This is a genomic window from Salegentibacter tibetensis, assembly GCF_020164485.1.
GTDB lineage: Bacteria > Bacteroidota > Bacteroidia > Flavobacteriales > Flavobacteriaceae > Salegentibacter > Salegentibacter tibetensis.
The window spans coordinates 62,274-87,856 of record NZ_JAIQZA010000004.1 but is presented as its reverse complement, the minus strand read 5'-3'; the positions used below and the strand labels follow the sequence as shown (position 1 = coordinate 87,856).

Sequence of the window (25,583 nt, the reverse complement as noted above, 5' to 3'; positions counted from 1 at the left end):
TAAATACATCTGGATTAGGGAGACAGGACACTCTGGTTTACGGATCTTTCGTCACTTACATATTTCAGTTTTTCCAACTTGGCTGAAACAGACCCCTTCTCCCCCAGCCTGACTAAACCCAGCAAAATATTACCAAGCATTCCGGGATTGGTGACCAAATTTGCCTTTTTTGCAATTGTCTGGTCACGTAAGGCAATACATTCGTCTTTTTCAGATTCTTTTTTAGCCGCCAGTTCCTTTGCAAATCTCCAGGCACCATCCCTGGCCAATTCCATACTAAAATCCACCACCATGTTATCATATTTTCCCGTCTTTTTAAGTAACGGGCGTAATGGCTTCCAGATGGTTGAGAGGTTATCCTGCACCTCATCTACCAGACTCGCCAGAATATAATTTATCCTGTAAAAATCATCCCTTAAATCTTCAATATTCTTTTTTTTAGAAACCTCTGCAGCAGCAATTCCAAGGTCAAGATTAATATGGGCATTCATCCCAATAAGCAAATGCTGAAGAATTACAGGCCAATACTTGCGGGCATATAAAAAAGCTAATTCCCAGGAAGCGGTGGCCCGGCCATTAGCTTCATACTCATAATAGGCATCAAAATATCTTTTGGCAAAAATTATATCCAGTTTCTCCATCCTTTCTGTATCATCAAAATACCCCGTTTCAATCCCTTCTTTAACTTTCCAGGTTACCCGCCTGTAGATTACCGCAAAATACCCGCGGGGATCATTGGTTCGTTCAGAAACCTGGATGATATCATCCAGTACCTTAAGGACGTCGTCTGTACTGTTTAACTCTTTCATTGGGTTATATTTTATAATTTGCTACAGGAGAAGTTCTTCAATATTTTCATTCTTTTCTGAAAATAAATTTTAACCCCATAGGAATCAGACTAAGTTTTAGTTTTGATATTTATTGCTATAAACTATATCACCTTTCCTAGCAGGGAGATAATTACATTTCCAAAACGCTCAGAATTTGCCACAATTTTATTGATCTTTTCATTTCTGGAGGTACCGGACTTTACAATTTTCATCAATTCAGAAAAATCTTCCATATCAGTTCTTTCAGGAAAAATTTCCAGTATCTCTGCCTGAGTAAGGCTCGTAATGGAAGCCATTTCCACCGCCAGATCCTTATCTGTTTTAGCAGCAGCTTCCACGGATGCTTCTTTTACATCCCTGCTGAATTTATCCCAATCAATTTTAGAGGTCTTTCCCATAATTATCTATTTAAAAATTGGAGAGTAGTCTTTCAATTTTGTTTTTATAATTCTGAAATCTTTCTTCAAATTCCTCCACATCTGTCTCTACCTTAGTCGCTTTGGTGGTTAAATCTGATGTAAATGCTTCCAGGTTGTTAATCGCAGAATTCACCTTTTGATCTGTCACCCCAATAATATCCAGATATCTCTGCCTGTTTTCCTCTACTTCTGTAGCAGAGAATAAATAGGATGTAAGCGTGTTGTTTATACTCTTAAGGTTTGAGTATTTATCTTGAATTGCCAGCATCAACTCTGCTTCCAGCCTGTCCAACGGCTCAGTTAATTCCCTGTATTTGTTATTAACCTCCTGCTGCAGCACCGGTGAGGTACGTACAATAAATTCCAGCCGGTCATTTTTATCATTGGATTCAACAACCTGTTCCCACACCTTGCTTATGTTCTCATTCTCGAAAAAATTGCCGGCATAGACCGGCAGCCATTGTTCATCTATAAAATTTTTTATCTGACTGCGTTCCTTGTTAAAGTATAGCTTCACGAGATTAAGATGCGAACTTTCCAGTTCCTGGATCTGCATTCCCAGTTCCCTAGACAGGAGTGGAGCCTCCCGCGGAATACTTGCGCAAGAGGAGAAAAGAACCAAAATAAAAATAAAGGCTGCTATTAACTGTCCTTTTTTTATTGCGCCTGTATTTTTCATATCGATTGAATGTTAGTTTCTCTTATTAATCCAAACCAGATATTCAAGCCCGGTGTTAAACCAAATGTTACTTCTAACGAAGACTGTTATAAGCTCAAAATGTTGATATTATCTGTTGTTATCTTTACTTAATATGGGGATCTGCCTGTAATTTTAAAATAATTATCATTTCTCATTCCGGGGGAGGAATGTTGGGGATCAGGAAAGTAAACCTTGAAAATGATTTTCTTATAATAAATATATAAAAAACAAATACATTATTAACACCTGTTAAGTATTTCCTTTGATTTTTATTAAAAAAAAGATGCTGTAATGGCTTGCAAATCAACCAATTTTAAATAATAGGATGGCCAGGGACATTTATAAGACCCTTAACAAATAATGCCGACATCCTGGAAGATTTAATTCATTCCCCTGGTAATATTTACTGAAAGTTTTCATGTAATAAACCATATCATCCGGGTTCTCTAAAGCTGAAATCCATCAGAAATTATGCTTTTTTCTGAAAGTTTTTTCTAAAAAATATCTTCCATATTCTCTGAGTTATATTGAGCATCCTTCAGCCAAAACCAAATTTTAATTACCTGAAAATCAATATAATTAAGTATTTTTATAAGGTTCTATTCAAATATTATTCTTATGCCTCTATCAGAATTTATTCCGAAGGTTTTAATAAGTCATTCCTGGAAAGACAAGAGAGAAACCATGATTATTGCAGACGGTTTAAGGGGGCTAAATTGTGCCCATGTTTGGATAGATTTTGAAAATATGAATCCGGGAGTGGATATTGACGGGGAACTGAAGCACAGGATTAAAGAATCTGATTTTCTTATCCTTGTATGGACAGAAAATGCTCTTAAAAGCGAAAATGTACAACAGGAAATTAAATGGGCTGTAGAATACGGGGTATCTGTAATTCCCTGCTATTTCCAATTTGATGAGAAAGGGGACACTTCAAAAGCCCTGGGGGAAAAACTGCGGGAACTTACCGGGAAAAATCTTTTATGGATAGAATTTCGCAACCATCATACTGGTATCATGGAATTATATTCCTCGCTGCAGGCTGTTGAAAATAAAAGATTACCTAAAGAAGTAAAAGATGGCTTTGCTGAAAAGAACGAGATCCTTAGAAAAATGCAGGGGTATAATAAATATCTAATAAATTATAGAAATGTGAGAGACCAGAACGCAGACCGCAGTTCGTGGATCAACAGGATCATGAACCAGGTAGAGGCGCTTAAGGATTCCGGTAACAAGGAACTAACAGATCAATTCATCTCCGGCCTGTATAAGCTTGAAAAATCAGACCCCGAAGCCTTTAAGATCTTAAAGCCAAAACTGGACGATTATTTTTCAAAAAAGGATACTGAGACAAAAACAGGTTCCTTTCAATATTTGATACCGGCTTCTCTACTGCAGCCATTCCAGTATTCAGGTCTTGAAAACCTGCGATTGAATTTTCACAGCATCATCGAAAAAGAATATACAGCGACTGCTTCAATTAATTATTTAAGGGAAAAGCAGCCCGACTTAACAGATATTGAAAGAACAGAACTTATCCAGAACATTATAAATGTAACTGCAGATGGCCTCAACCTGCTAAATCAAGCCTGTGTATTTGCAGAACAGGAAGGCTTAATGCCACATTTTCTTCCGGTACTGGATTATGTTACTTCCTACTATTTTGAAGCAAATGATATCCGGGATGACAGCCTGGGACCGGTTGGTTGGGTAGATGACAGTTACCTTTGTTTCTCTGCTCTTCAACAAATTAACCATATCTACTATTCGAAGTTTGGAGTATTGCTTATTAATATGGACTTAAATCCATACCTGCAATTTCTGCTGCAAAACCTGGAGCGCGAAGAAATAATTTCGCTGGATCAAATCCTTACAGAAAGGATTTCAAGTATTGACTGGAATGCTATTTTAACTCATTTAGCCGGTATAAGCATGAGTAATTTGTCGGGTGCAAATCAACCGGTAAATAATGCGGGTAGACAACGGAGTTCCTGGGGAGGTGCCTGGGAAGATGAAATGGCAGAGCGGGCCGCGAGGCTGGGAATTTCCTGGAATTATTAATCCTCGAAGTTACTAGATGGCTTTCAGTTAATCCTCCAAATTCTGTATTTTATTCAAACCACATTTTGCAATAAATTCACTATCAAAGATCTCTAAAGCAGGAGCAGAAAGAAGCATATTCCTGCTCCTAATCCAGGTATCCATAGCTTCTTTACCATACATATTGAGAACTCTTTCTTTGTTGAGAATAAAATTGATCTTACCCCAATGTAAAGTATAGGCAAACTTTAACTCCTCCAGTTTAGCCCATACCGCCGTAAAAAAGACCTTGGCGCTTTCTCCATCTACGCCGTCCATCTCCAGTACACAAGTGATTGGGAATTTTGTAAATCCCAATTTTGCTTTTGTACCTTTTACGTAACGTAATGCAAGGCCTCCGGGAAAAGGGTATTTCTTATTAATATCTATAATAAGCTCAACTACCTCAGGGGAGTCCTTACTATCAATCCCAATAGCCGCACTGGCAATTTTCCCCCTGAATTTGGTGTAATCAAATAAGTCTCCCAAAGTTGCTGTTTTGGGAGGTTCCGGGCTAAAAGCCATTTTAAACAAGGTATTAACCATCACAGGTATTAGAAGGCGGGAACCTGAACCCAATCTATCAAGTAGGGTGGAAATTATTCCCAGCAAATCGTCCCCATATGTAAAATCATTACTGCGTTGGGGCCTCTGGTAAGGCAATAAATAGGGCTTTTTATAGATACATTTGATATATGCCCCTTTATCTGCATTACCGGGTTCAAAATCGTGCAGGTTAAATAGTACTTCAAAATGATATAATTCCTTGCTTGTTGTAAAGTCTTCTATAGGCAAATCGGAAAAGTCAAGATGGCGCATCGCCTTTTTTAAAGAATTGCCGTAGGGTATATTTCCTATTTTGTGCTCTTCCAGTAAAAAAATAGGTTCAGTTTCTATCATTACCCCGTGAATAAACCCAAAGCTGCCAAAACTTACCAGGGCCGAATTAAAAATAGCATCATCCCGGATAAATTCGGCTCCCAGCCATTCCACAAACTCCCTTGAAGCAACAGGATGAGAGGCTCTTTCAAGCCATACATGCCGGTTAGCTCCCGTAATTATATGCAGACCCACTACCGTATCCTGTACGGCGCCTACCCTAATGGCCGCTCCATGTGTACCTGTAGAAAAGGCTCCTGCTATGGTTTGTCCATTGCTGGCTCCTGAAGCTTTAATGGATCGGGGAGGTTTTTTAGCCGCCAACCTCCTGGTAATTTCATGAATTATTGTGCCGCATTGCAGGAAATATAAGTCATCTATAGCACCTGCATATTGAGAATTCACATACCTTTCTTTAAGTGGAAAAGAAAAATTAAGAGCGGCTGTATCAACTATCCCGCCCTGGGTAACCCCCACTTTTGAGAAAGACCATCCACTACCCATTGCACGAAGCTTTAAGTTGTTCTCCTCAGCATGCTTTATTAACCACTGGAAATTTCTGGTCGTACTTAAATAACGTTCCCTGTAATTCTCCCCGGGCGGGTTGTAGAGCTTAAATGATGCATTTTTCACAAGAGGATGTGTGAAATTTTGGTGCTTATTTGTCCATTTTTCAATAGGTAAAGAAACGATGCCTTTTGGTAACATAGCATTTGTTTTTAATTATCAAGATCAACTTCCCCGTTTGAAGGTCTGGAGCAGCCATAGGTGACGGTCCTGTGGTTTACTATTCCTACTGTGGCCAGGCTTAACAGCAAATCTGTTAAGGACGATTTCACACCCACCCAGGATAAGGAGCTTTCGGCACAGGGGCAGATAACTCCCTCTGTTCCGGGGTTTACATCAATTCTTTTCTGTTTCAGGCCCCACCAGTAACTCCAGCTGGACTGGGATTGACATTCCAGATTTTCAAAAGTATCCTGATAGGGACTTGCTTCCACACGGGTACTTACACAGGAAGTACTGAGTGTGGTAAAACTCAGGGCGATTGCAACAAGAAAGATTTTTACTGTTCTCATATCATTATAATTAAGATTACTTTTGTCCACTTTTAGCTAAAACGGAACTTATCACGGGTATTAATACTCCAATACCTCCCAAAGCACCAATAAGCGTTTCAAAATCTTTTATTAGATCTGGTTCACCAAGTAATATGAATACGATAATTGTAAAAATGACAAGATAAATTACAATACGAATAGTACCCCAGGAACCCTGACCCCTGTTTTTTATTTCCAGATGCAATGCCTCTGACGATGATACCGAGGAAATAATAAAATTTCTAAAGCTGTTATTAAAAATTACCGGTCTGTCCCTCCAGATAATAAGGCCCTTTTTCATGAGAGTGAACAAAGAATTTCCGTTTTTAATATTTAAAAAACCATCTTTTGCAAGATCATAAACCATATAACGTTCCCGGCTGGGCATGGAATTCCAAATATCTGTATAATAGCCGTAGCTAAGATTTTGAATATGCACTATCATACGCTGGTAATCAATATGAGAATCAGGATTTAAAAACTTAGTCTTTGCAAAAATTACAGGAGCCAGAGTGGGCAGAAAATTACTATAACCTAATTCCTGGGCTATTAATCTTTTCACTCTCCAATCTTTTGTATTGGAAGATAAATCACTGTTTAGTTTTTTAAGCACCTTATCTTTTGCATCAGTAATTCCTATTAAAACCTGAGGGAAAGCGCTCAGGATATTTCGCCAGGAGAAAAAATCGCTTGTCAATTCAGCATTTTTGCTCTCCTGGATTTCTAGCTGATCCTGATAAAAAGCCAAAATCTGGCTGGGATAAATTTCAGAAGTAAGAATTAACCGTTTCTTTTTGGCTATCAGGTGACAAATGAGTCGCAATTTTATTCGGTTTGAATCAAAAGATTTTACATCATGCTCTAAATGTTCAAGTATAAAAACCTCGATTTCATCTTCCCATTGACGGCAGGAAAGTTTCTCGTCTGGCCAATTTACAGAAAGAACTTTGTAACAATCTTCAATACTGGTATCGGGTTTGAGTTTATCAAGTTGCAGAAAGGATAAAGTCACAAATTTATTATATTCAGATTTTTCCACGATCTCTCCTGCAAAACGACTTTTTCCCGAAAAAGGTAATCCTATTAGCAATATCCCGTGATTAGTATCTGGCCTTTGAAGAACATCTGTGAATCTAAGAAGATAATCCCTGTCGGTATCAAAATCATTTGGTTTCAACTCTCTAAATCTGAAGCCAAAAAACCTATCCAAATAAAACAAAATCAAGGCAAAAAGAATTGATATTATTATACCGCATCCCACCCAGGTTAGGATAGAAAGATATTTTTGGATCTCTTCGAAAGAACTGTAGTTTCCAATACTCCTTTCTGCAAGAGAGTCAGAAAAATGCTCGGAAAAGACCACTGAATCCTGTTCGCTGAGATCTGGAATTTGAAAATTAATCCCTCCAATTTTCTCCGCACTTTGCCAGCTTCCGTCATAGGCTCTTTTATAAACCATTGCCTGGTAAGGCCTTATTTTTTCGTTATAAATAGGACGACTGGACCACAAAAGCTGCCTAAACCTGTTAGGCTCATAAAGATCATCTTCTCCTCTTGCAGCCTTGTAAAGTCTGTCTTTATTATTCAAATAAAGTCCATTTAAAAGATGGTGTCTGTAGAGAGCGTGAAATTCTTCTTCTTTATCATTTATTGGAGGAAGATTGGTTTTTAGATCTTTTTCTTTCTCCAAAAAATTCCTGGTCATATAGAACTGACTTGTTTTAATCCATATCATTTCCTCCAGTTTTTCTGCTTTTGTATAAAAAATAAATGTTGGAAGCACAGAGGAAATTAATAACCAGCTAAAAAGAAATATCGCGTACCAATATTGATAAGGAAATCTTAACTTTTTTTTCAAAAATGAAATACGCTTCACTATGGATCTTCTTTTTGATTTCCAAAAAGGTTTAATAAAAAACACAAGGCACAGGATTTGAACAAAAACAGCCAGCAGAAAAAGCCGGATATTTTGAGATCCTTCATTCCATAATAAAAGGTTAAGAAATACAATTGCAGAAAAAAGAAACAGGTCCCTTATAGAAAAGCTAAATCCCCTGGAGTGATGATCGGGGTGAAGCGAGTAATATACCATAGCGTAAGACCAGATAATGAATAATAAGCTCGCAATGAATGCGGAAGAAGGCGGGAAATTGATTATTTGTGTTATGAGTATCATTAAAAGTAAAAATGAAATAAACGTAACACTTAGTAGTATGTACTTTTTATGATTTCGTTTTTTAGGAAGCAAAAAATCAAAAAGAAAATCCTGATATTGGTAAAGTCCTTTCCTGGGGTTTCTAAGAATAACAGTGAGCAGGCAAATAAGTGCAGAAAAAAGGAAGGCCCAGAATATTGCGATACTAGTAATAGATAAGGCTTCAGAGATTTTTAAACGAAGTAGGGCAACATCATAAAATGCGACCACACTTAGGTCGGTACCGGCAATTGGAAAGCTTTGATATCTTTTTCTCTGTCCGTGATAATCAAACCGGCCTGTAGCTGCAACCCTGCCCAAAATTGCAGCTTTTAAATCATTATTGTCCCGGCTAAGGATAAAGAAATTTTCCAGGGTTGCTTTTGAAGGTTCAGAATGAAACCACACTTCTCCATCTTCGTCGATGATGGCGAACTCATAGCCAAATGGAAGAACAGTATTATGAACCGAGGATAACTGGGAACTTCCAACTTTATAATAGCCCCCATCACTGGTAGTATCCTGCATCATATATACAGCTTCTTCTGAAGCATCCTCTATAGAAACAACAGGACGCATAACATATTTTACTCCCTGTATGGTAGACCACATACCCTTAGATGCCATATAATCTTTGAAATAGCTTCTACCTGCCAGGTTTCGTGGAACGCTGTCAATAGGTGGTTCCCGAATAAAATTGATATGATAAATGGTTTGGCCCGATGAATCAATTTTACTTATGTATTTAAAATTTTTTCTAAGTTGTACATCTTCCCCCTCAGCTTCAAAAAATTGAATCGAATCATTTGAACTTAGCTGGTTATCGTAAGGTTTTAGATTTAAATTCTTCAGTCGCTGGACTGCCTCAGTATTTTCAGCCTCAAATTTACTTTCTATCTGACTTCCAATACTATAAAGCTGTTTTGGAATGGTAGTATAATAATCCTGAAGATAGCTCATCATAGATAGAAACACAGCAAAGATTAATGGAGAGCCTATAAGAACTGCAAAACCAGCAATGATAATATCTGTTCTTGAAAGGCTTTCATCTTCAGCAATAAACAGCATTTTGAGGAATGGCATTCCAAAGAGGCATACCAGGAGAAATGTAGCCAGGAGTGCGATTATCCAGGGGTCCAGTTGTCGTGTAAGCTTTTTGTAATGATCTCCTTCAATTAAGCCAATCATCTGGATTTCAACGTTATCCTTATACTGGTATCTTCTTGCAAACAGTTTGTACTCCTCCCCCATCACATCCAGGTTGGTTACAGTGCCCAGGTTAAGCGGATCGGTTCTATAAATACTATCTAATAAGATATTTCCGGGAATGCTGTAAGAACTGCTGGTTTTAAGAGGCTCTTCTTTATAAATGACTCTTATAATAAATTCATCAAAATCATTTTTTAAAAGAACTGTACTTCCGGCTTTGCTTAAAATTTGCTTTTCTTTCTCTGGATCAATTGTAACAGGAGGTAAGTTTTCACCTGAATTACTTTCACTAATATTTCTTAACGAATGTACCCGGAGAAAATCATTATTAAGTTTTTTGGAAACCTGTTCAAAATAGGAATCCAGGGTTTGCAGTTTATACTCTCTTAAATAAGATTGGTTATTTTGAATGTAGAAATAATAGCTGGCACCCAGGGCGGCAATTGCCAGTATAGCAAAGGTGATTAGGCCAAACAGTTTTTGATTGGAAAGTCTGGGTTTTCTGATGGCTGAAAGCAATGATGAGACCGGCATGGCATATAGTTTTTAGAGCCTTCATTACTTTGTTTAAGTTACAAAATATTCCTTTTAAAATTCCGTAACTTCTCATTACCAGTTTTTTACATTTTTTTTGATTATAAATTTTTAAAATATACGCTATTAAAAGCTTTTCAGAATAATCAAGAACCTTGGGGCAAGCCTCGGGGAATTAAACCCTCAATGAGGGATTAAAAAATAAAAAGCAGGAGAAAAGAAATGGCTGTCTACTCCGGAATCCGACCCTCCTGGAATTTTCAAGCATTAAGTAAAAAGCCCGGTGTTTCCACCAGGCCCTTTACACTCTGCTAATTACACTCAAATAATTATTCTTTTATTTCTTCCTCCAAAGATTTACCCTTTGTTTCCGGGAATAATTTTAATACAAATATCAATTGAAAGATCATTGCTATAGCAAAAAAGCCAAAGGCATAACTTCCTCCATTTGGTAAAGCTGCTATTACCGGAAATAACCAGGTTAAGACCGCAGCCCAAAACCAGTGAATAAAAGTCCCAAAAGATTGTCCCGAAGCTCTTACCCTGTTAGGAAAAATCTCCGAAATAAAAACCCAGATTACCGCACCCTGCGAAAAAGCAAAACTTGCGATAAATGTTAGAATAGGAATGATTAACAGACCTTTTCCGATTTCCGGCTGATTGAGAAATAAAGTACTAAAAACTAAACTTATTATCATTCCAATAGAGCCCCAAAGCATCAGCTTTTTCCGTCCTATCTTATCTATAAGGCTCATGGCAAATATGGTAAAGATCATATTCACGAATCCTACTGACGCGGCTTGTAAGAATGCACTATCTTTTGCTATTCCTGACATTTCAAATATTCGGGGGGCATAATACATAATTGCATTAATTCCTGAAAATTGATTAAAGGTTGCCATCAAAAAGACCAACAAAATAGGCTTATAATACTTCTTTTGAAATAGTTTTTCCTTTACTTTATTTTGACTTAGAGATCCTTTAATTCTATCTAAAGTCTCTTTTGCCTCCAAATCACCTAAATCCTCAAGAATTTTAAGACCTTGTTCATCATTCCCCTTAAGTATAAGCCAACGAGGGCTTTTAGGTATAAAAAAGGTTAATATAAAAAAGATCAACGCCGGTATTGCCTCTACTCCCAACATCCATCTCCAAGCATCAACTGATATTTGGATCTTCAGAAAATAATTAGAAATAAACGCTAACAGAATTCCAAATACTATACTAAACTGAAATAACCCAACTAACCTGCCTCTATGGGTGGAGGGCGAAATTTCTGAAATATACATTGGTGCTATTACTGACGAGGCGCCAACGCCAAGTCCTCCTAAAAACCTGAAAAACAAAAAAAGCTCCCAGTTACTGGTAAAGGCACAACCTAAAGCTGATAATCCGAAAAAAGCACCTATAATTAATAAGGATTTTTTTCTTCCCCAGTACTGGGCTGGTAGAAAAGCAAAAATTGCTCCTATAATTGTCCCTATTAAAGCTATAGAATTTGTAAAGCCGTGAGCAATGGCATCAAGATCGAAAAAGACCTTTAGCCCTTGCTCTGCTCCTGAAATGACTGCTGTATCGAAACCGAATAACAAGCCTCCTAAACTCGAGACAATTGCCCCGGTAAGGAGCTTCTTACTTAGACCCATAGATAAATTTTTCTATTCGTTATCCGTGTTATCTGTTTTCATCACTCCTACCATACTATCTGCAGTTCCATAATATAGATACCAATCGTCCTCAAAGTAAACCAGGCCTTCTATAAAAGTAGTACCGTCTTTATACTGTCCCGATTTTTCAAAAGGTAATTCTGGCTTGATAAATGGGTTTTCTGATCTATCTAATAATTTCCAGGGCTCATCGGCATCATACAAAGCCTGTCCCCCTGTATAGATTCTATTACCTAAATCTTCTACCCCAATGTTTTGAGAGTTTCCAGCATTATAAAGAACTACAATTCCATCTTCTGTTAATACTGGCGGTGGTCCTGCCTCTACTAACCAGGAATCGAAATAACCAGGACGTGGACTAAGTACAGGTGCCAGGTTACCTTCATAATCTTCCACGGGTTCCCAGTTAATCAAATCGTCTGAGCTGGCCAGCCAAATATGAGGCACCCCATAATACATCCAATATTTACCATTAATTTTGGCAGCTACCAGTTTACCGTCCTTAAGTTCAGTAACAATAGCGCCAGATTTTGTCTCCGTATCATGATATTTTCCATCTTTCCATTCCTCGAATATTGGACCCTGTTTTTCCCAGTTTCTCAAATCAGTTGATGTTGCCACTGCCAACCTCGGATATTCCCTGTTCCATTGAGTATAAGTTAACACGTAAGTACCATCTTCTGTCTCCACAATTCTTGGATCTTCTGTTCCTCCTGTCCATTCGTATTCTTTCTGATCGTCCTCAGTCGGGTAAAAAATAGGTTGTTCTTCTCTCTCATATTTTTCCCCATCACTTGAGGTGGCCAGGCCTATTCGGGAGGTATGTCCACCAATTTCTTTCTCTCCTAATTTCTCTTCAGCTCTATATAAAACGTGAATTTTATCGTCTTTAACGATTGCTGCCGGGTTAAAGGTTGCCATCGACTCCCAGTTTATGGTTTTGCCAGTCATAGGATCATCAAATTCACTGAGACTATCTTTTTGAATAATAGGCTTTGCATCTTCAAACCGCTCAAAGGGCCCCAGCATCCATTCCTTTTCTAATACTTCCTGGCTGTACCCTAAAACACTAACCAGTAATGCGATAATTGTTGATATAAAAAACTTGTTCATTTTTATTTAAATTTATTGTTAGTAACCTGGATTCTGTTCAATTTGGCCTCCACTTCTATCTATCTCTCCCTGAGGAATAGGGTATAGATAATTGTGATTCTGAAAATTTTTGCCCATCTCTGTAAGAACTTCATCAGCAATACCCCATCGCTTTAAGTCGTTAAACCTATGAGATTCAAAGCCTAACTCCAGTCTTCTTTCCTTATATAAAACTTCTAAAGCTTGTTCCTGAGATAAACCAGTACCGGAATACATTTCCAAGTCGGAGGTACTTCCATCTAAAGAAGGAGTGTTTTGTGCACGCATTCTTATTTGGTCTATTATTTCTATGCCTGCTTCAACCTGCCCGGTTTCTATCAGGGCTTCAGCTTTCCAAAGCAAAACATCTGCATATCTTATGTAAATTTTATTTCCAGGGGAATCTGCATTTCCCTTGTATTGGCCATCTGTAGACCCTAACAATTTATGAGCGGTTTGAGTCTCTGTTTCAATTGTATAATCCAAACGAGGATCCTCACTTTCAAAAGCATTTTCAAAATCTTCTGTTGGAGCTATAAAACCCCATCCCATTAATGCTGCTAAACCATTTCCTCTGCCCGGATTTAGTTCCTGCCGGTGATCATAAGCAAATATCACCTCATCCTCCATAAATTCCTTTTCCACATTAAATGAATCAAAATAGTGAGTATTTAAAGAATAAAAATTCCAGGACTGCAATTCTTCTATATGTATTAAAGACATTTCCCAATTTTCCTGGAATAAATCTACTTTCGCCTGCATGGCTTTTGCCGCACCGATTGACACTCTCCATGGCTCAGCATTACTCGAATACTTTTGCGTAGGCAATAAACCTACTGCAGTTTCAAGATCGCTTTCAATCAAAGCAAAAACTTCTTGCTCTGTGGCCCGGTTAGAAACCTCATAAGCAGCCGAAAAATCTTCAAGTGGTTCCGTTAATAACGGAACCCCTCCAAAATGATTAAGTAAATCGAAGTAATAAAATGCCCTTAGAAAATAAGCTTCTCCTAACAATCTATCTTTTGTTTCTGTATCCAGGGCCGTAGTTGTAGTTATATCTGGATTACTAAGGATACTAATTGCCGTATTCGCCCGGGAAATTCCTTCATAATCATAACTCCAAATACCATTAAAAGCTCCATTAATAGCTGTAAAATTAAAGGCTGCCACTTCATCCATCCAGGCCTGATCCCCATCCGGATTCCATTTCTTATTCATATCTCCCGAAGCTATATCCTGAAGTATAAAGTCATTTCTAAGAACTTTACCTCCGGTCCAATCCCAGTTGCCAATAATATTTAAGGTATTGGATAAAAGCTGGTAACTGGAATTCACTGAAGATGTCACTGAACTTTCTGTTGGTTCTGTACTAATCTGATCTCTGGTTATTAAACCAATGGGTTCCTCATCAAGTTCACATCCTACAAGTACTATACTTAGAACGATTCCGTAAATTTTTGATATGCTTTTCATAATACTATTTTTATCTAATTAGAGAATCCTTTATAGGGACACATTAATCCCAAACATAAGCGTTAAAGATTGAGGGTAAGTTCCATAATCTATTAAAGCAGTAGATTCTGGATCTAAACCAGTATAGTCTGTTATCGTAAAAATATTTTGACCTGATACATATAATCTTAAATTTTCAATCCCTATACTCTGCTGTAAATTCAGAGTATAACCTAATTCCACATTTTTAAGTCTTAGGTATGAAGCATCCTCAACAAAAATATCAGACACTCTGCTACTTCCATTATCTGTAAAACTAACCCTTGGTATAGTATTGGTAGAACCTGCACCATCCCAGCTATTTAAAACTCTGTCTGTATAGTTAAAAGGTCGTGTATCGTAATCAATGATTTTCTTTAAATCGTTATAACGATCCACCCCACTAACTCCCTGAAAAAGAATATTAAAATCGAACGCATGATAATTAAAACCCATATTTAGTCCATAACTAAGCTTAGGATTTGGGTTTCCTATAAAATCCCTGTCACTATCATTAATTCGTCCATCCCCATTAAGATCCCGAAACTTAATATCGCCAGGCTGTTGGGGTGGGTTGGGTGTTCCACTTAAATGTTCTGCTATCTCTTGCTCATTTTGATAAATACCTTCCTGAACAAATCCATAATAAGAATTTAAGGCTTGTCCTGGTTGGGTTCTGGTAACTGCTCCATCTATATAAGGCAAATTGGGATGCATAGAATTAACCTCATTATTTAGGGAAGCAATATTTCCGCTTATTTTATATTTAAACTCGTTATCATAATTTCTATAAGTCAGGCCAAATTCAAAACCGCTATTAGTTACCTGGCCTGCATTTAGAAAGGTTGGAGAAACATCACCAACAACCTGAGGCAGGGAAATAGGTAATAAAATATCAGATGTTTCCTTTTTAAAGTAATCCATCGAACCAAATAATCTGTTTGCCATTATGCCAAAATCCAGACCAATATTGGTTTGGGTTGTGGTTTCCCATTTTAAATCTGGATTTCCGTATCGGTTTATTAAATACCTGTCAGCATCCCTACGATATAAAGTTAAATATGCAAAATTTGGAATTTCCTGATTTCCAAGTTGCCCCCAACTTCCTCTAAGTTTCAGTTCTGATAACCAGTCCAGATCCTGAGCAAATTCTTCTTCTGAAATCATCCAACCTGCAGACATAGAAGGGAAATAACCCCACTTATTCTCATCAGCAAACCTGGAAGATGCGTCTGCTCTTAAATTAGCAGTTACCATGTATTTATTTTGGTAAGAGTAAGTTGCTGAGCCGAAAAAGGAGAATAATGACCATTCTTCTGCCAACCCACCATTCCAAATATCCTGTTCAGTATCACCAAAATCCATATATCTGAAATTTGGCTGGGTAAAATCAAACCTTGTTCTGGATGCGTTTAAATTTGATAGTCGACTAGTTATGAACTCAGAACCTACTAAAGCATCTATGGTATGCTCCCCAATTTCCTTTTTATAGCTCAAACTATTATTCCAGGTTAAAGTAATATCCTCTCCTCGTACTTCACTTAAACTATTAGGTCTATTCTGTCTTCCTAGCCCCCGATCTCGTTCAGCACCACCGCCATCATCATCACCGAAATTAACATTGAAAGCTTTATTATGTATAAAGTTTATATCTGCTCCAAAATTGGTTCGAAACTTTAAAGATTTATCGTTTAAAAAACTATACTCTGCGAAAAGATTTCCAAAAGTTTTAAATGTTCTAGCAGCATCGTCGGTAAAATGAGCCAAAGCTATTGGATTTTGGGAAAACTCATATTTGCTACTTTCATAACTATCAGGTCCCTGAAAAAAAGGTAGATCAGTAAATGGATCTGTTTCAGAATATGTAGGGTCAGAAGGATCTTTAAAAACGGGAATAATCGGTGGTCTTAAAAAAGCATGTCTTATAATTCCGGGAGCATCTCCACTTGATGAGATCCTGTCCTTATATTCGTAAGAAGCCTGAAGATTGGCACCCACTTTAAGCCTGTCATTTAAATTTGAATTGACATTAGACCTAAAATTAAATCTTCTGTATTGGTCATTATCATAAACTACCGGCCCATCCTGTCCAAAATATCCGGCTGAAAGAAAATAATCAGTATCTTCATTACCTCCTGAAGCGGTGACCTGGGCACTTTGAGTTCTACCTAATTCAAATAATTCATTTAAATAATCAACATCAGCAAAATCACTTCTACCCCGATCTTCAGTATATGGGTTAGTACCATCGTAACCGGCATTATCCCATGCCCTCTCAACAGTTTGCAAGTATTGGCTTGCATTGAGCATATTAGGCAGATTCTGTACTCTTTGAACACCGGTAAAATAGTTTACCTGAATACCACTTCGGTCACTACCAGTCTTGGTTTCTATAACTATTACTCCCCCTGCAGCTCTAGATCCATATATGGAAGCAGCAGAAGCATCTTTTAAAACAGTCATAGATTTAATGTCGCTAGGATTTAAAAAAGAAATTTCCCGAGTTGGAATTCCATCAATAACATATAAAGGATTATTGTTACCAATTGTTCCATTACCACGTATTCTTACTTCAATTTCATCTCCGGGAGCCCCGGTACTTTGGGTTATATTAACACCTGCAACCTGCCCCTGTAATGCCTGAGTAACGTCAGGAACTCTTCTGGATTCAAGGTCTTCCACATTTACAGAAGTAAGCGCACCGGTAATGGTTCTTTCCTTCTGGGAAGTATACCCAACTACTATCAATTCATCTAATTGAGAAACTTCGTCTTCCAACGAAACGTCAATGTTTGTTTGCCCATTGACTTCTATCTCTTTGGTTCTAAATCCCACATAAGAGTAAATTAATGTTGCATCTGGACTGGAAACACTAATACTGTAATTCCCATCAAAATCAGTTACAGTACCATTATCAGTTCCTTTCTCAACGATAGACACCCCTGGAATAGGCATGCCGTTACCTGAACCAGTAACAACTCCTGTGATTTCAGTTTGTTCTTCCCCATAAGTAGAACTTTCATATAGATTTTCATACGCCCGGACTTGATAAGCCGTGATTAGCATTAAAAATATCAAAAATTCACCTCCTCTTTTTTTGACCTTGTTTCTCATATTCTTGGAATTAATTATTAGCGTAATCGATGTAGTAAATTAAAAATAAGATTTTAGTAAAACGTTTTACCTGTCGACCAATGTAAATATGTTTTTCCATAAATGCAAATAAAAATATAAAAGTAAAATTTTTAAGAAATACTAAATAGGAGGGTAACCACGTAAAGAGATCACAAAATTTAGTCTAAAAAGATTTACGAATAATCAATTTTCCATTTAAACTCTTTTGATAAAATCTATATTCGTTAGCTGATTTTGTTTTTAACAACTTTAAGGTACCTTTAATTAATTCCTCCGCTAAATCCGGCACAGGTTGGGCAATAACACTGATTGGAGGAGTAAATAATTCAAAGACATCACGATCATCAAAAGAAATAATACCAAGATCTTCCGGTATTTTTAAGCCTTTATTCTTAATCACCCTAAGACCGCTTATAGCAAGATTATTTGTAGCGAATAAAATTCCATCGATCTCGGGGTGAGTTTCTAAAAAAGATTTTATATAATTCTGACCTTGTTGAGTTTTTATATGCTCAAATTGAATAAGAAGAGAGTATTCTTTTAAACCATAGTCCCCTATTTTGTCTTTATAACCCTCGAATCGCTGTTTTAACGGAGAAAGGTTTGATTCAATTCCTATAAATGCAATATTTCTTTTTCCGGAATTGTATAAAGAGGCAGTTGCTTCCTGTGTTCCCTTATAATTCTCCAAAACTACATAATTGTGTTTAAAATCATCAAAATATCGATCGAACACCATTATAACGTGCTGCTCATCATAAATTAATTTTCTTAATTCATTTTCAAAACCTTCTGGCGGGGTAATTATAAACGCATCTACTTGTCTATCCTTAAAAAGATTTAACAACTCTACGGCTCTTTCCTTCTTATTTTCAGTGCTGCAATAAATGATCTTATATCCATTGTTAAAAGCAATAGTCTCCATTTCTTTGGCAATAGCGGAAAAAAACGGATCGGATATATCCTCAGCCATAAAAACAATGGTTTTTGATCTCCCGGTTCGTAAAGATTGTGCCGAGGAATTAGGCTTATATCCTACTTTTTCTATATAATCCTCTACTTTCTTAATAACCTCCTTGCTAATCTTATTCTCTGCCTTCTTATTTACAATAAAAGAAATAGTTGTAATTGATATTCCCAGTTCTTTGGAAATATCTTTCATTGAAATTTTCTTATTTTTCTTCATCGAATTGGAGAGATATTTAAATTATAAATAAAAAGAATCGCTTTACTGAATAGAATAATTAAAACAAATGTATAAAATAGTTGTAATTAATAACAATAAGGTTCTTCTGTAAATATTCTTTAAGAATGCAGATAGTGTTTAAAGCGATGGTGCGTTTGTTTATTTTTCGAGACCGATATTGCAATAGTAAAAACGTAGAATTTAGAATAATTGATTCAGGACTGAATTAGAGTATCCAGGCAAAATGACAATTGAATATCTCCCAAATAGATTTTTTTTTAAAAGTAAGCAATATCGCTCTTTATTGTTATCCTTCTACTATTTTCCACACCCATAATGCTTAAAATTCCAATAAGTTTTCGAAGGTTAATTAAGATTTTATTATGTTAAGCATTAATTTATTAGATTTGATTTTATGTCTGATACACCGAAAAAGGATGCCCGCCAATTGCGAGAGCTCGATTTTGATCTTGCAAATTACTTTTCAAATACTATAATTCCGCAGTTGTTCGTGGATGCAGATCTTATTTTAAGAATCTTTACGCCCCCGGCTATGAAGCAGTTCTCCCTTACATATGATCACGTAGGTGAGAATATCTCAGACATAAAAGACAATTTACGATATCCGTACGTTGTTGAAGATATTCAGGAGGTAATCAATAATAAAAACAAGATTCTTGAAAAAGAAGTACAAACAACCGATGGCCACTGGTTCCAGATGAATATTGTTCCATACGTGGAGTATGAGGAAGATGTGACCAATGGAGTGATTATTACTTTTGTGAACATCACTAAACGATTAGTGGCTTTGAGAGACCTGGAAAAAATAAATTCAAAATACCAGACTTTAAGGTATGCCTTAGCACACGATATTAGGCAGCCTATTTCCACTATCACACTAATAGCCGACGGATTATCAATAGTCCACCAACAGCAGAATTCCAACAAACAAGCCTTCGGGGAATGGAGTAATACGCTTAAAGCTTCATCTAAAAGCCTTGAAACCCTGGTTGAAGATTTTGCTTATAATAAAGTGAAAGAAAAGGAGAAATCTATCGCAGGGAGATTGGTCAACATTGAAGAGATTTGCGAGGATATAATTACCGCTCTCAAGTGGGATATCAAAGAGAAGAAAATTAAGATTACAACAGATTTAAAGGTCACAGAAATAACTTTTCCAAGAAGCAGCCTTAGAAGCGTGATTTATAACCTTATTCATAATGCAGTTAAATTCAGTGATCCAAAAAAATCTTCAGAAATAAATATTACTACAGAGGAAGTAAAAGGTTTTATTATTCTTTGTATACAAGATAATGGATTGGGAATATCCCTTCAACATCAAAGAGGAATTTTTAAAAAATCTTCAAGACTATCTGATCGTATACCTGGAACCGGGATGGGCCTTTATGTAGTAAAAAAAATGATCGAGGATAATGAAGGCAGAATAAAACTTGAGAGTAAAGAGAACGAAGGCACCACATTTAAAGTCTTTTTTAAAAATTAAACTGATAAAACAGCCTAGTCTTAGTCTTCTGCAAATCACGGAATGCGCAATTTTCAATATCAGGAAAGTGGCTGAATCCTCTTATTTAAACTTATATTACCCATGCGGTAATAAATAAAAGTACCGCATTTACAGGTCCTTTGTGAAAATTCACAATGTTGAAAACCTCCTTATCTGGTTTTTTTCTTCAGTCACTATGGGATATTTAATTCACTTCAACTTTTCGAGCTGCTTCATAACTTCATCCGCTTCAAAAGCTTTTTGATCGCTCATTTTTCGATTAGTGGTAGAGAGATCAAAGGAATCTTTCTGAAGCTTTTCATATTTTTCCTGTAGCTTTTCCTTTTCCGTTTTCTTTTTGAATATACTAAACATAGTAATGCTTTTATAAAATTATATAAATCTGTTTTATTGGTTAAGATACAAAATGTTTATCTTATTTAGATTTTAATTAAACAAAATAATTTTGACAGAGAATTACCCTTTAAACATAAATTTCATATGTAGATATTTATTGTTTTTAACGGTCACAAGTAATTCGCAAATCTTCATCGGTGTTTGTTGTACCGTCTTTCCGTTATGCTCATTTTATATAAAAAACTTAAACAAATTCTATTTCAGGAATTTAAGCGGAGATAAAAGCAGTTTAGCGTCGATTTGTATTGGATGCACAATTGGCAAATAGCTAAGGCAGGCAACAAAAAGTATATTGAAGTTTAAAATATGAGAATAAGTCTGTATCAATTGATAACAATTAATCGCAAAATTAGTACAGATAAGGGTTTATGGCTTTCTATTCTTTAAGGCTAAATTTTTTACTCACTCAAAATCTGAGTAAGACACCTTAGGTATTCCTGAAAAAGTTCTCCATTATTTATTTTCCCATGATAAACGTAAAGCCGATTGTGAGTCATGGGACTTTCTAAAAGTTTCTGTATATCTTCATCTGTTAACTCAATAAAAGCAGAATAGATATAATTTGCCCCATCCTTCTCCACCTCGATTGGAGCTTCAGGTTTTTCGATTTTTTTACCATCTTCTAAAAGAATTAATAATCCTTTGCTTCCCACATTTAATGTTGGCCCAAACTCTCTTATGCTCAAAAATAAATTTGTTTCTCCTTCTTTATCGATTTTTGTAAACGTAATCCCTTCTTCAGTCGGGGTTCGTGATTTCGTTTCTCCGCTAACTTTGTTTTTTTTGGTTTCGATTTTGCTGCAGAAATAAACATCTGGAGGGGCTAAACCGCCAATAACTTCAAAAGGATAGTTACTACTAAATTTAGGATCGTAAGCATAATAGATAGTGCCAGTTTGCGAATTAGAAAGTCGTAATTTATATTTTTGTCTTCCAAATCTCTCAAAAGGTATTATTTTCTCAACAGTGAAAATCTTTCCAACCAACGCCCCGTATTCGGAACTGTGATTTTCTTCAGCAAAAATTTTTTCCAGCCAGGAATCAACATAGAAATCTTTATAACCCAACTTTTGTAGTTTTTCTTGTTTTTCTAAGACTTTTAATTGTTTCCCTTCCAATAATTCAACCTGTTCTCCCGGATAACTAGTTTGAGCAAAAGAATAAAATGGTATAATCACAATTAATAATAGTACTAAGTTTTTCATTACTAAATAATTTCGTCAATAGCGTTAATAATTTTTATCACATTCATAGATAAAAAAGGACTTAAAACCTCAAGCACCTTTTCACCTCAAAACTATAGCATTTTAATTTTTATCCAGAAGCTGAAGTACCCTTTCCGGGTAATCGGTAATTATGGCATCAACTTCTAATTCAATCATTTTTTTGATGTCTTTTTCTTCATTCACTGTCCAGGGAATTAGTTGCATATCCCTACTTTTAATGGAATCTACAAAAGCGGTGTCCTTTACTAATGCATAATGCGGACTATAAATTTCCGGGCTAAAACTCAGTAAGTCCAGATTCTTTTGAATGCCCTCAGTATATACCAGATAGGCGATTTCAACTTCGGGGTAACTTTGATGGACTTCATTTAAAATATTCACATCAAAAGATTGTAAATTCATTTTGTTCTCAAGATTCTTTCCCTGAATTACCTGCAGCGCCAACTCCACAAATTCCTTAGGCTCCGGCTGATAAGCTCCATATTTATTTTCTGAACTTTTTAATTCAATATTATAGGTAACCTCATCCATTTTATTGTTTTGAATAAAATTTTCTACGGAATCTATAGCTTCAGCCAGTAAAGGTTTATAGGTCTTTTGTTTTTGCTGTTCGGGAAACAACCGGTTTCCTTTAGAGCCAACATCAAACTTCCTGATGCTGTCGTAAGTCATCTGGTAAAGGTTAAATTTCTCCTGATTTTCTTCAGAAATTGTATCGCCTGAAGGCGTTAAAACATACAGCGAATGCATAAATGGCTCGTGGGAAACCACTACTTTTTTATCTTTTGAAATTACCACGTCCAACTCAATAACATCGGCACCTTTTTTTACTGCACTAATAAAGGCAGGAATACTATTTTCCGGGAAATTCCCCCTATCTCCCCGATGTCCCTGCACCTGAATCGTGACATTTTCTGATTGGGCTTCCTGAAGCTCTTTGTCTTGCTCCTGATTGTTCTTACAACCAATAGCTACAACTAAAAATGACAGCAATACGTTTTTTATAAATTTCATTCTCTTAAATTTTACAATAAAGGCCTGCCGTAAAAATAGAGAACTCCGGGCAGACCTTTTCAACTAAACACATAAACTAAATTAATCAACTATTCCACGGGTTCAATTAATCGGTAGCTATTTTTCTATAAGTAGGCTTCGAGATTTAATCTCTGAAATTCTAAAGATTTGCAGCCTGGACATGCATCCAGTCAAAATTTCTGGCTCGGCCAAGGCTTATCCATCCTTCCTCTTCCCAGCATTTCCACCAATCCTCATAATCGGGATGGGCAAAAGCGGCCCTGTCCCGTCCCCAACTCAATTGGTTCCTTCTGGTATCGAAGTCCAGTGCAATTCCCCAGGAATGCATTGACCAGAGATTACCGTTTCTCATCTTGCGTTCATTGTGACATCCCCCATAATGGTCCAAATGGAGCCTGCTGATTTCTTCTTCTCCATAAATATCCTTCACTTTATAAAGAATTCTGCACAGACTATCCGCTACCTTTGCATGGCAGCTGGTACGACGGGTCCTGGTACGCAAGTCCCAACATAGCTTCATCGTATAAGGCAGGTCTACAGTAATTAACTGTGAACATCGTTCCCCATAGAATTCGTGAAATTCAGGAGAATTCTGTACGGGCCAGTTATTGGGATTACTTATTTGTCGCTCCTCTGGCCTCCAGCTGGGTGGTAATACCCCATGTTCCAGGTAATAGACCAGCATTTCATAAGCGGCGTTTGTTTGTTGCCCCCATAAACCATCGACGGGTCCGGCGTCAATACCACGCTCATTCGCTGAAATCTGGATAAACATGGTGATTTGCCTGGTTAGTGGTAACCTGGTGTCTACTTCTTTAACTTTTGATAATCCCGTCATCGTTTTTGGTCCGATAATTCCATCTATAGTTCCGTTATACAAGCCTTTTGCTTTCAAAAGCTGCTGTACGGTTTTGATTCTTTTTTTCATTTTGATTTTTTTGGTTGAGTAGTATTTTTAATTCGTTGATGAAATCGGAGTTTTATTATATCCTGGCCTGGTTTCTGAACTGCGAATTTCAAATTACCTACAGAAAAAAGATGCTTCCAAAACCTGATGTTCTCCTAAAAGTTGAAAACAATATTCAAATTCAGAATAAGGGCAAAAGGTATAGCGAAAAAACTTCTTTGTCTGCAGCTGGATTCTTCAGGCTGTCTTAATCATCAATACGTTTTAGCGTTGAAATTTGCAACTGGAATACAATCCGGTTTCCCGAAATACTGAAGGGAATATTTAGGGGGTCGGTACAACGAAGGAATTTCTAAAATAGGAACAAATTCCTCCTGAAAAAACAAGTGTTAGTAACCATTATATTTTCCTGATTTTTCACTTAAATATTTAATCCGTAAGTGAAAGACAACACAAATAAGCCTTATAATCAGCTAATTACTATAGTAATTTAATAAAATTTTGTTTTTCGTAAAATATAAATCTTAAATTTATTTTACGAAGAATAATGACCGGAAGAACTTTCAGCTGCAAAATAGCCTTATCTACAAAAGCTGCGATTACTTTATCTATTGATGAATATCAATGAAATTTTAAAGCGATTTCACGGGCAACATATTATTAAAATTACAAAGTGAAAGAGTCAAACTTAAAATAACTATTTAATTCTAAAGTCATGGAAAATCAATTTCTAAAGGGAGATGCGATAAAAGAGCTTATACAAAGAGCGAAAGAAATAAAAATCAGCGGGCGCGAGTTTTCCGATGTAACAGATAGTGACGGCCATCAGTATGTAGATCTCGTGCAGGAAGGAGGAGGAATGTTAGGCATCGCTTTAGTAGGATATACTTTCATCCTGGAACAGGCAGGAATTCGTTTTTACAGTCTTGCAGGAACCTCTGCCGGATCTATAAATGCTTTATTGATGGCCGGTTTGGGTAAACCCGGCGAATCCACTTCCCTTAAAGTAATAGAAATAATGGGAGGAAAGAATTTCTTCGATTTCGTTGACGGGCCTTCCGGTATAAAAAAACTAATTCAGAAAAAAGTAGAAGGCAGGTCTGGAGTCTGGAGAGGGCTTATCTTTAACAGTATTCGTATTTTTTCCTTACTAAAATTCAAATTAGGATTAAATCCCGGGGACGCTTTTGAAAAGTGGTTAAGCGGCATTTTAAAGGAGAATGGTATTGAAAATTTAAAAGATCTTACTGAAAAAAGAAATCAGCTCCCACAATTACAAAACAGGCTTAAGCCCGATGTACAATTCAAACCTCCAAAATTATGCATTATCACTTCAGAAATCACCACCCATACCAAGGTGGCATTTCCCTCTATGGCAGGTTTGTATTGGGAAAATCCAAACCAGGTCTCTCCGGCCAAATTTGCCAGGGCTTCTATGTCCATTCCGTTCTTTTACTATCCCTATACCTTAGAAGATATTCCCAACCACGGTAAGATTTTAGATGAAAACTGGGTAAACCACGCCAGTTACAGCGGTGAGGTTCCAAAAACAGTGAAATTCGTGGATGGAGGTATGTTATCTAATTTTCCTATCAACACTTTTCATGTGTCTGGGATACCTTCGCGTCCTACCTTTGGAGTGCGGCTAAGTACTTACAGGGAATCCTACAGTAGTGCAACTAATATTTTTTCCTTTAGCGGAGCCATGATAAGTACTATGCGCCAAATACATGACTATGATTTCATTTTAAAAAATCCAGATTATAAGCAGTTAATTTGCAAGATCAATGCAGATGAAAGCTTCAATTGGCTAAACTTTAATATGACCGAAGAACGGCAAAGCGAACTTTTCCTGCTGGGAGCCCAAAAGGGAATTGAATTTCTGGAAAATTTCAATTGGGAGGAATACAAGAAAACAAGAAGCAACTAAATTTGCCATC

At 36.7% G+C, this 25,583-nt stretch carries 18 protein-coding genes; 3 read left to right on the top strand and 15 right to left on the bottom strand.

Annotation, left to right across the window (positions count from 1 at the left end):
- Positions 1-14: 14 nt before the first annotated feature.
- The 3 genes from LB467_RS03205 to LB467_RS03195 all read right to left on the bottom strand — a co-directional run bounded on the left by LB467_RS03205 (position 15) and on the right by LB467_RS03195 (position 1,928).
- Positions 15-809, bottom strand: a complete 795-nt coding sequence (locus LB467_RS03205; protein WP_224472577.1) for a DUF5995 family protein — start codon at positions 807-809, stop codon at positions 15-17.
- Positions 810-931: 122 nt separating this feature from the next.
- Entirely contained in the window at positions 932-1,228 is a 297-nt protein-coding gene (locus LB467_RS03200) for a hypothetical protein (RefSeq protein WP_224472576.1), read from the bottom strand.
- A gap of 10 nt (positions 1,229-1,238) precedes the next feature.
- Positions 1,239-1,928, bottom strand: a complete 690-nt coding sequence (locus tag LB467_RS03195; RefSeq protein WP_224472575.1) for a hypothetical protein — start codon at positions 1,926-1,928, stop codon at positions 1,239-1,241.
- Positions 1,929-2,567: 639 nt separating this feature from the next.
- On the opposite strand from LB467_RS03195, the gene LB467_RS03190 reads away from it, so the two are divergent.
- Entirely contained in the window at positions 2,568-4,010 is a 1,443-nt protein-coding gene (locus LB467_RS03190) for a toll/interleukin-1 receptor domain-containing protein (protein WP_224472574.1), read from the top strand.
- A gap of 27 nt (positions 4,011-4,037) precedes the next feature.
- On the opposite strand, the gene LB467_RS03185 is transcribed toward LB467_RS03190, so the two are convergent.
- From LB467_RS03185 to LB467_RS03150, 8 genes are all read right to left on the bottom strand, one after another.
- Entirely contained in the window at positions 4,038-5,615 is a 1,578-nt protein-coding gene (locus tag LB467_RS03185) for an FAD-binding protein (protein ID WP_224472573.1), read from the bottom strand.
- Between the two features lie 11 nt (positions 5,616-5,626).
- Positions 5,627-5,986 (bottom strand): hypothetical protein, encoded by a 360-nt coding sequence (locus tag LB467_RS03180; RefSeq protein WP_224472572.1) that lies wholly within the window; start codon positions 5,984-5,986, stop codon positions 5,627-5,629.
- Between the two features lie 16 nt (positions 5,987-6,002).
- Positions 6,003-9,944 (bottom strand): hypothetical protein, encoded by a 3,942-nt coding sequence (locus tag LB467_RS03175; RefSeq protein ID WP_224472571.1) that lies wholly within the window; start codon positions 9,942-9,944, stop codon positions 6,003-6,005.
- Positions 9,945-10,273: 329 nt separating this feature from the next.
- Positions 10,274-11,590 (bottom strand): sugar porter family MFS transporter, encoded by a 1,317-nt coding sequence (locus LB467_RS03170; protein WP_224472570.1) that lies wholly within the window; start codon positions 11,588-11,590, stop codon positions 10,274-10,276.
- Positions 11,591-11,602: 12 nt separating this feature from the next.
- Positions 11,603-12,724, bottom strand: a complete 1,122-nt coding sequence (locus LB467_RS03165; RefSeq protein ID WP_224472569.1) for a glycoside hydrolase family 130 protein — start codon at positions 12,722-12,724, stop codon at positions 11,603-11,605.
- Positions 12,725-12,742: 18 nt separating this feature from the next.
- Positions 12,743-14,215, bottom strand: a complete 1,473-nt coding sequence (locus tag LB467_RS03160) for a RagB/SusD family nutrient uptake outer membrane protein (RefSeq protein ID WP_224472568.1) — start codon at positions 14,213-14,215, stop codon at positions 12,743-12,745.
- Positions 14,216-14,245: 30 nt separating this feature from the next.
- Complete coding sequence (locus LB467_RS03155; protein ID WP_224472567.1) at positions 14,246-17,347, bottom strand: SusC/RagA family TonB-linked outer membrane protein; 3,102 nt, start codon at positions 17,345-17,347, stop codon at positions 14,246-14,248.
- Between the two features lie 184 nt (positions 17,348-17,531).
- Positions 17,532-18,554: a LacI family DNA-binding transcriptional regulator gene (locus LB467_RS03150; protein WP_224472566.1), complete on the bottom strand. Its 1,023-nt coding sequence runs from the start codon at positions 18,552-18,554 to the stop codon at positions 17,532-17,534.
- Between the two features lie 415 nt (positions 18,555-18,969).
- Here LB467_RS03150 and LB467_RS03145 point away from each other — a divergent pair, with 415 nt between their 5' ends.
- Positions 18,970-20,058 (top strand): sensor histidine kinase, encoded by a 1,089-nt coding sequence (locus LB467_RS03145; RefSeq protein WP_224472565.1) that lies wholly within the window; start codon positions 18,970-18,972, stop codon positions 20,056-20,058.
- A 210-nt stretch (positions 20,059-20,268) separates the two neighbouring features.
- On the opposite strand, the gene LB467_RS03140 is transcribed toward LB467_RS03145, so the two are convergent.
- The 4 genes from LB467_RS03140 to LB467_RS03125 all read right to left on the bottom strand — a co-directional run bounded on the left by LB467_RS03140 (position 20,269) and on the right by LB467_RS03125 (position 23,664).
- Positions 20,269-20,433: a Lacal_2735 family protein gene (locus LB467_RS03140; RefSeq protein WP_224472564.1), complete on the bottom strand. Its 165-nt coding sequence runs from the start codon at positions 20,431-20,433 to the stop codon at positions 20,269-20,271.
- Positions 20,434-20,873: 440 nt separating this feature from the next.
- A complete protein-coding gene (locus LB467_RS03135) occupies positions 20,874-21,680 on the bottom strand; it encodes a hypothetical protein (protein ID WP_224472563.1) in 807 nt (268 codons plus the stop codon).
- A gap of 102 nt (positions 21,681-21,782) precedes the next feature.
- Positions 21,783-22,715 (bottom strand): glycerophosphodiester phosphodiesterase family protein, encoded by a 933-nt coding sequence (locus LB467_RS03130; protein WP_224472562.1) that lies wholly within the window; start codon positions 22,713-22,715, stop codon positions 21,783-21,785.
- A gap of 160 nt (positions 22,716-22,875) precedes the next feature.
- A complete protein-coding gene (locus LB467_RS03125) occupies positions 22,876-23,664 on the bottom strand; it encodes a hypothetical protein (RefSeq protein ID WP_224472561.1) in 789 nt (262 codons plus the stop codon).
- A 694-nt stretch (positions 23,665-24,358) separates the two neighbouring features.
- Here LB467_RS03125 and LB467_RS03120 point away from each other — a divergent pair.
- Positions 24,359-25,573, top strand: coding sequence for a patatin-like phospholipase family protein (locus LB467_RS03120; RefSeq protein WP_224472560.1), 1,215 nt, complete (start codon positions 24,359-24,361; stop codon positions 25,571-25,573).
- Positions 25,574-25,583: the final 10 nt, after the last annotated feature.

Coding starts and splice junctions, on each gene's coding strand:
- LB467_RS03205 (WP_224472577.1), bottom strand. CDS start 809: ATGAAAGAGTTAAACAGTACAGACGACGTCCTTAAGGTACTGGATGAT.
- LB467_RS03200 (WP_224472576.1), bottom strand. CDS start 1,228: ATGGGAAAGACCTCTAAAATTGATTGGGATAAATTCAGCAGGGATGTA.
- LB467_RS03195 (WP_224472575.1), bottom strand. CDS start 1,928: ATGAAAAATACAGGCGCAATAAAAAAAGGACAGTTAATAGCAGCCTTT.
- LB467_RS03190 (WP_224472574.1), top strand. CDS start 2,568: ATGCCTCTATCAGAATTTATTCCGAAGGTTTTAATAAGTCATTCCTGG.
- LB467_RS03185 (WP_224472573.1), bottom strand. CDS start 5,615: ATGTTACCAAAAGGCATCGTTTCTTTACCTATTGAAAAATGGACAAAT.
- LB467_RS03180 (WP_224472572.1), bottom strand. CDS start 5,986: ATGAGAACAGTAAAAATCTTTCTTGTTGCAATCGCCCTGAGTTTTACC.
- LB467_RS03175 (WP_224472571.1), bottom strand. CDS start 9,944: ATGCCGGTCTCATCATTGCTTTCAGCCATCAGAAAACCCAGACTTTCC.
- LB467_RS03170 (WP_224472570.1), bottom strand. CDS start 11,590: ATGGGTCTAAGTAAGAAGCTCCTTACCGGGGCAATTGTCTCGAGTTTA.
- LB467_RS03165 (WP_224472569.1), bottom strand. CDS start 12,724: ATGAACAAGTTTTTTATATCAACAATTATCGCATTACTGGTTAGTGTT.
- LB467_RS03160 (WP_224472568.1), bottom strand. CDS start 14,215: ATGAAAAGCATATCAAAAATTTACGGAATCGTTCTAAGTATAGTACTT.
- LB467_RS03155 (WP_224472567.1), bottom strand. CDS start 17,347: ATGAGAAACAAGGTCAAAAAAAGAGGAGGTGAATTTTTGATATTTTTA.
- LB467_RS03150 (WP_224472566.1), bottom strand. CDS start 18,554: ATGAAGAAAAATAAGAAAATTTCAATGAAAGATATTTCCAAAGAACTG.
- LB467_RS03145 (WP_224472565.1), top strand. CDS start 18,970: ATGTCTGATACACCGAAAAAGGATGCCCGCCAATTGCGAGAGCTCGAT.
- LB467_RS03140 (WP_224472564.1), bottom strand. CDS start 20,433: ATGTTTAGTATATTCAAAAAGAAAACGGAAAAGGAAAAGCTACAGGAA.
- LB467_RS03135 (WP_224472563.1), bottom strand. CDS start 21,680: ATGAAAAACTTAGTACTATTATTAATTGTGATTATACCATTTTATTCT.
- LB467_RS03130 (WP_224472562.1), bottom strand. CDS start 22,715: ATGAAATTTATAAAAAACGTATTGCTGTCATTTTTAGTTGTAGCTATT.
- LB467_RS03125 (WP_224472561.1), bottom strand. CDS start 23,664: ATGAAAAAAAGAATCAAAACCGTACAGCAGCTTTTGAAAGCAAAAGGC.
- LB467_RS03120 (WP_224472560.1), top strand. CDS start 24,359: ATGGAAAATCAATTTCTAAAGGGAGATGCGATAAAAGAGCTTATACAA.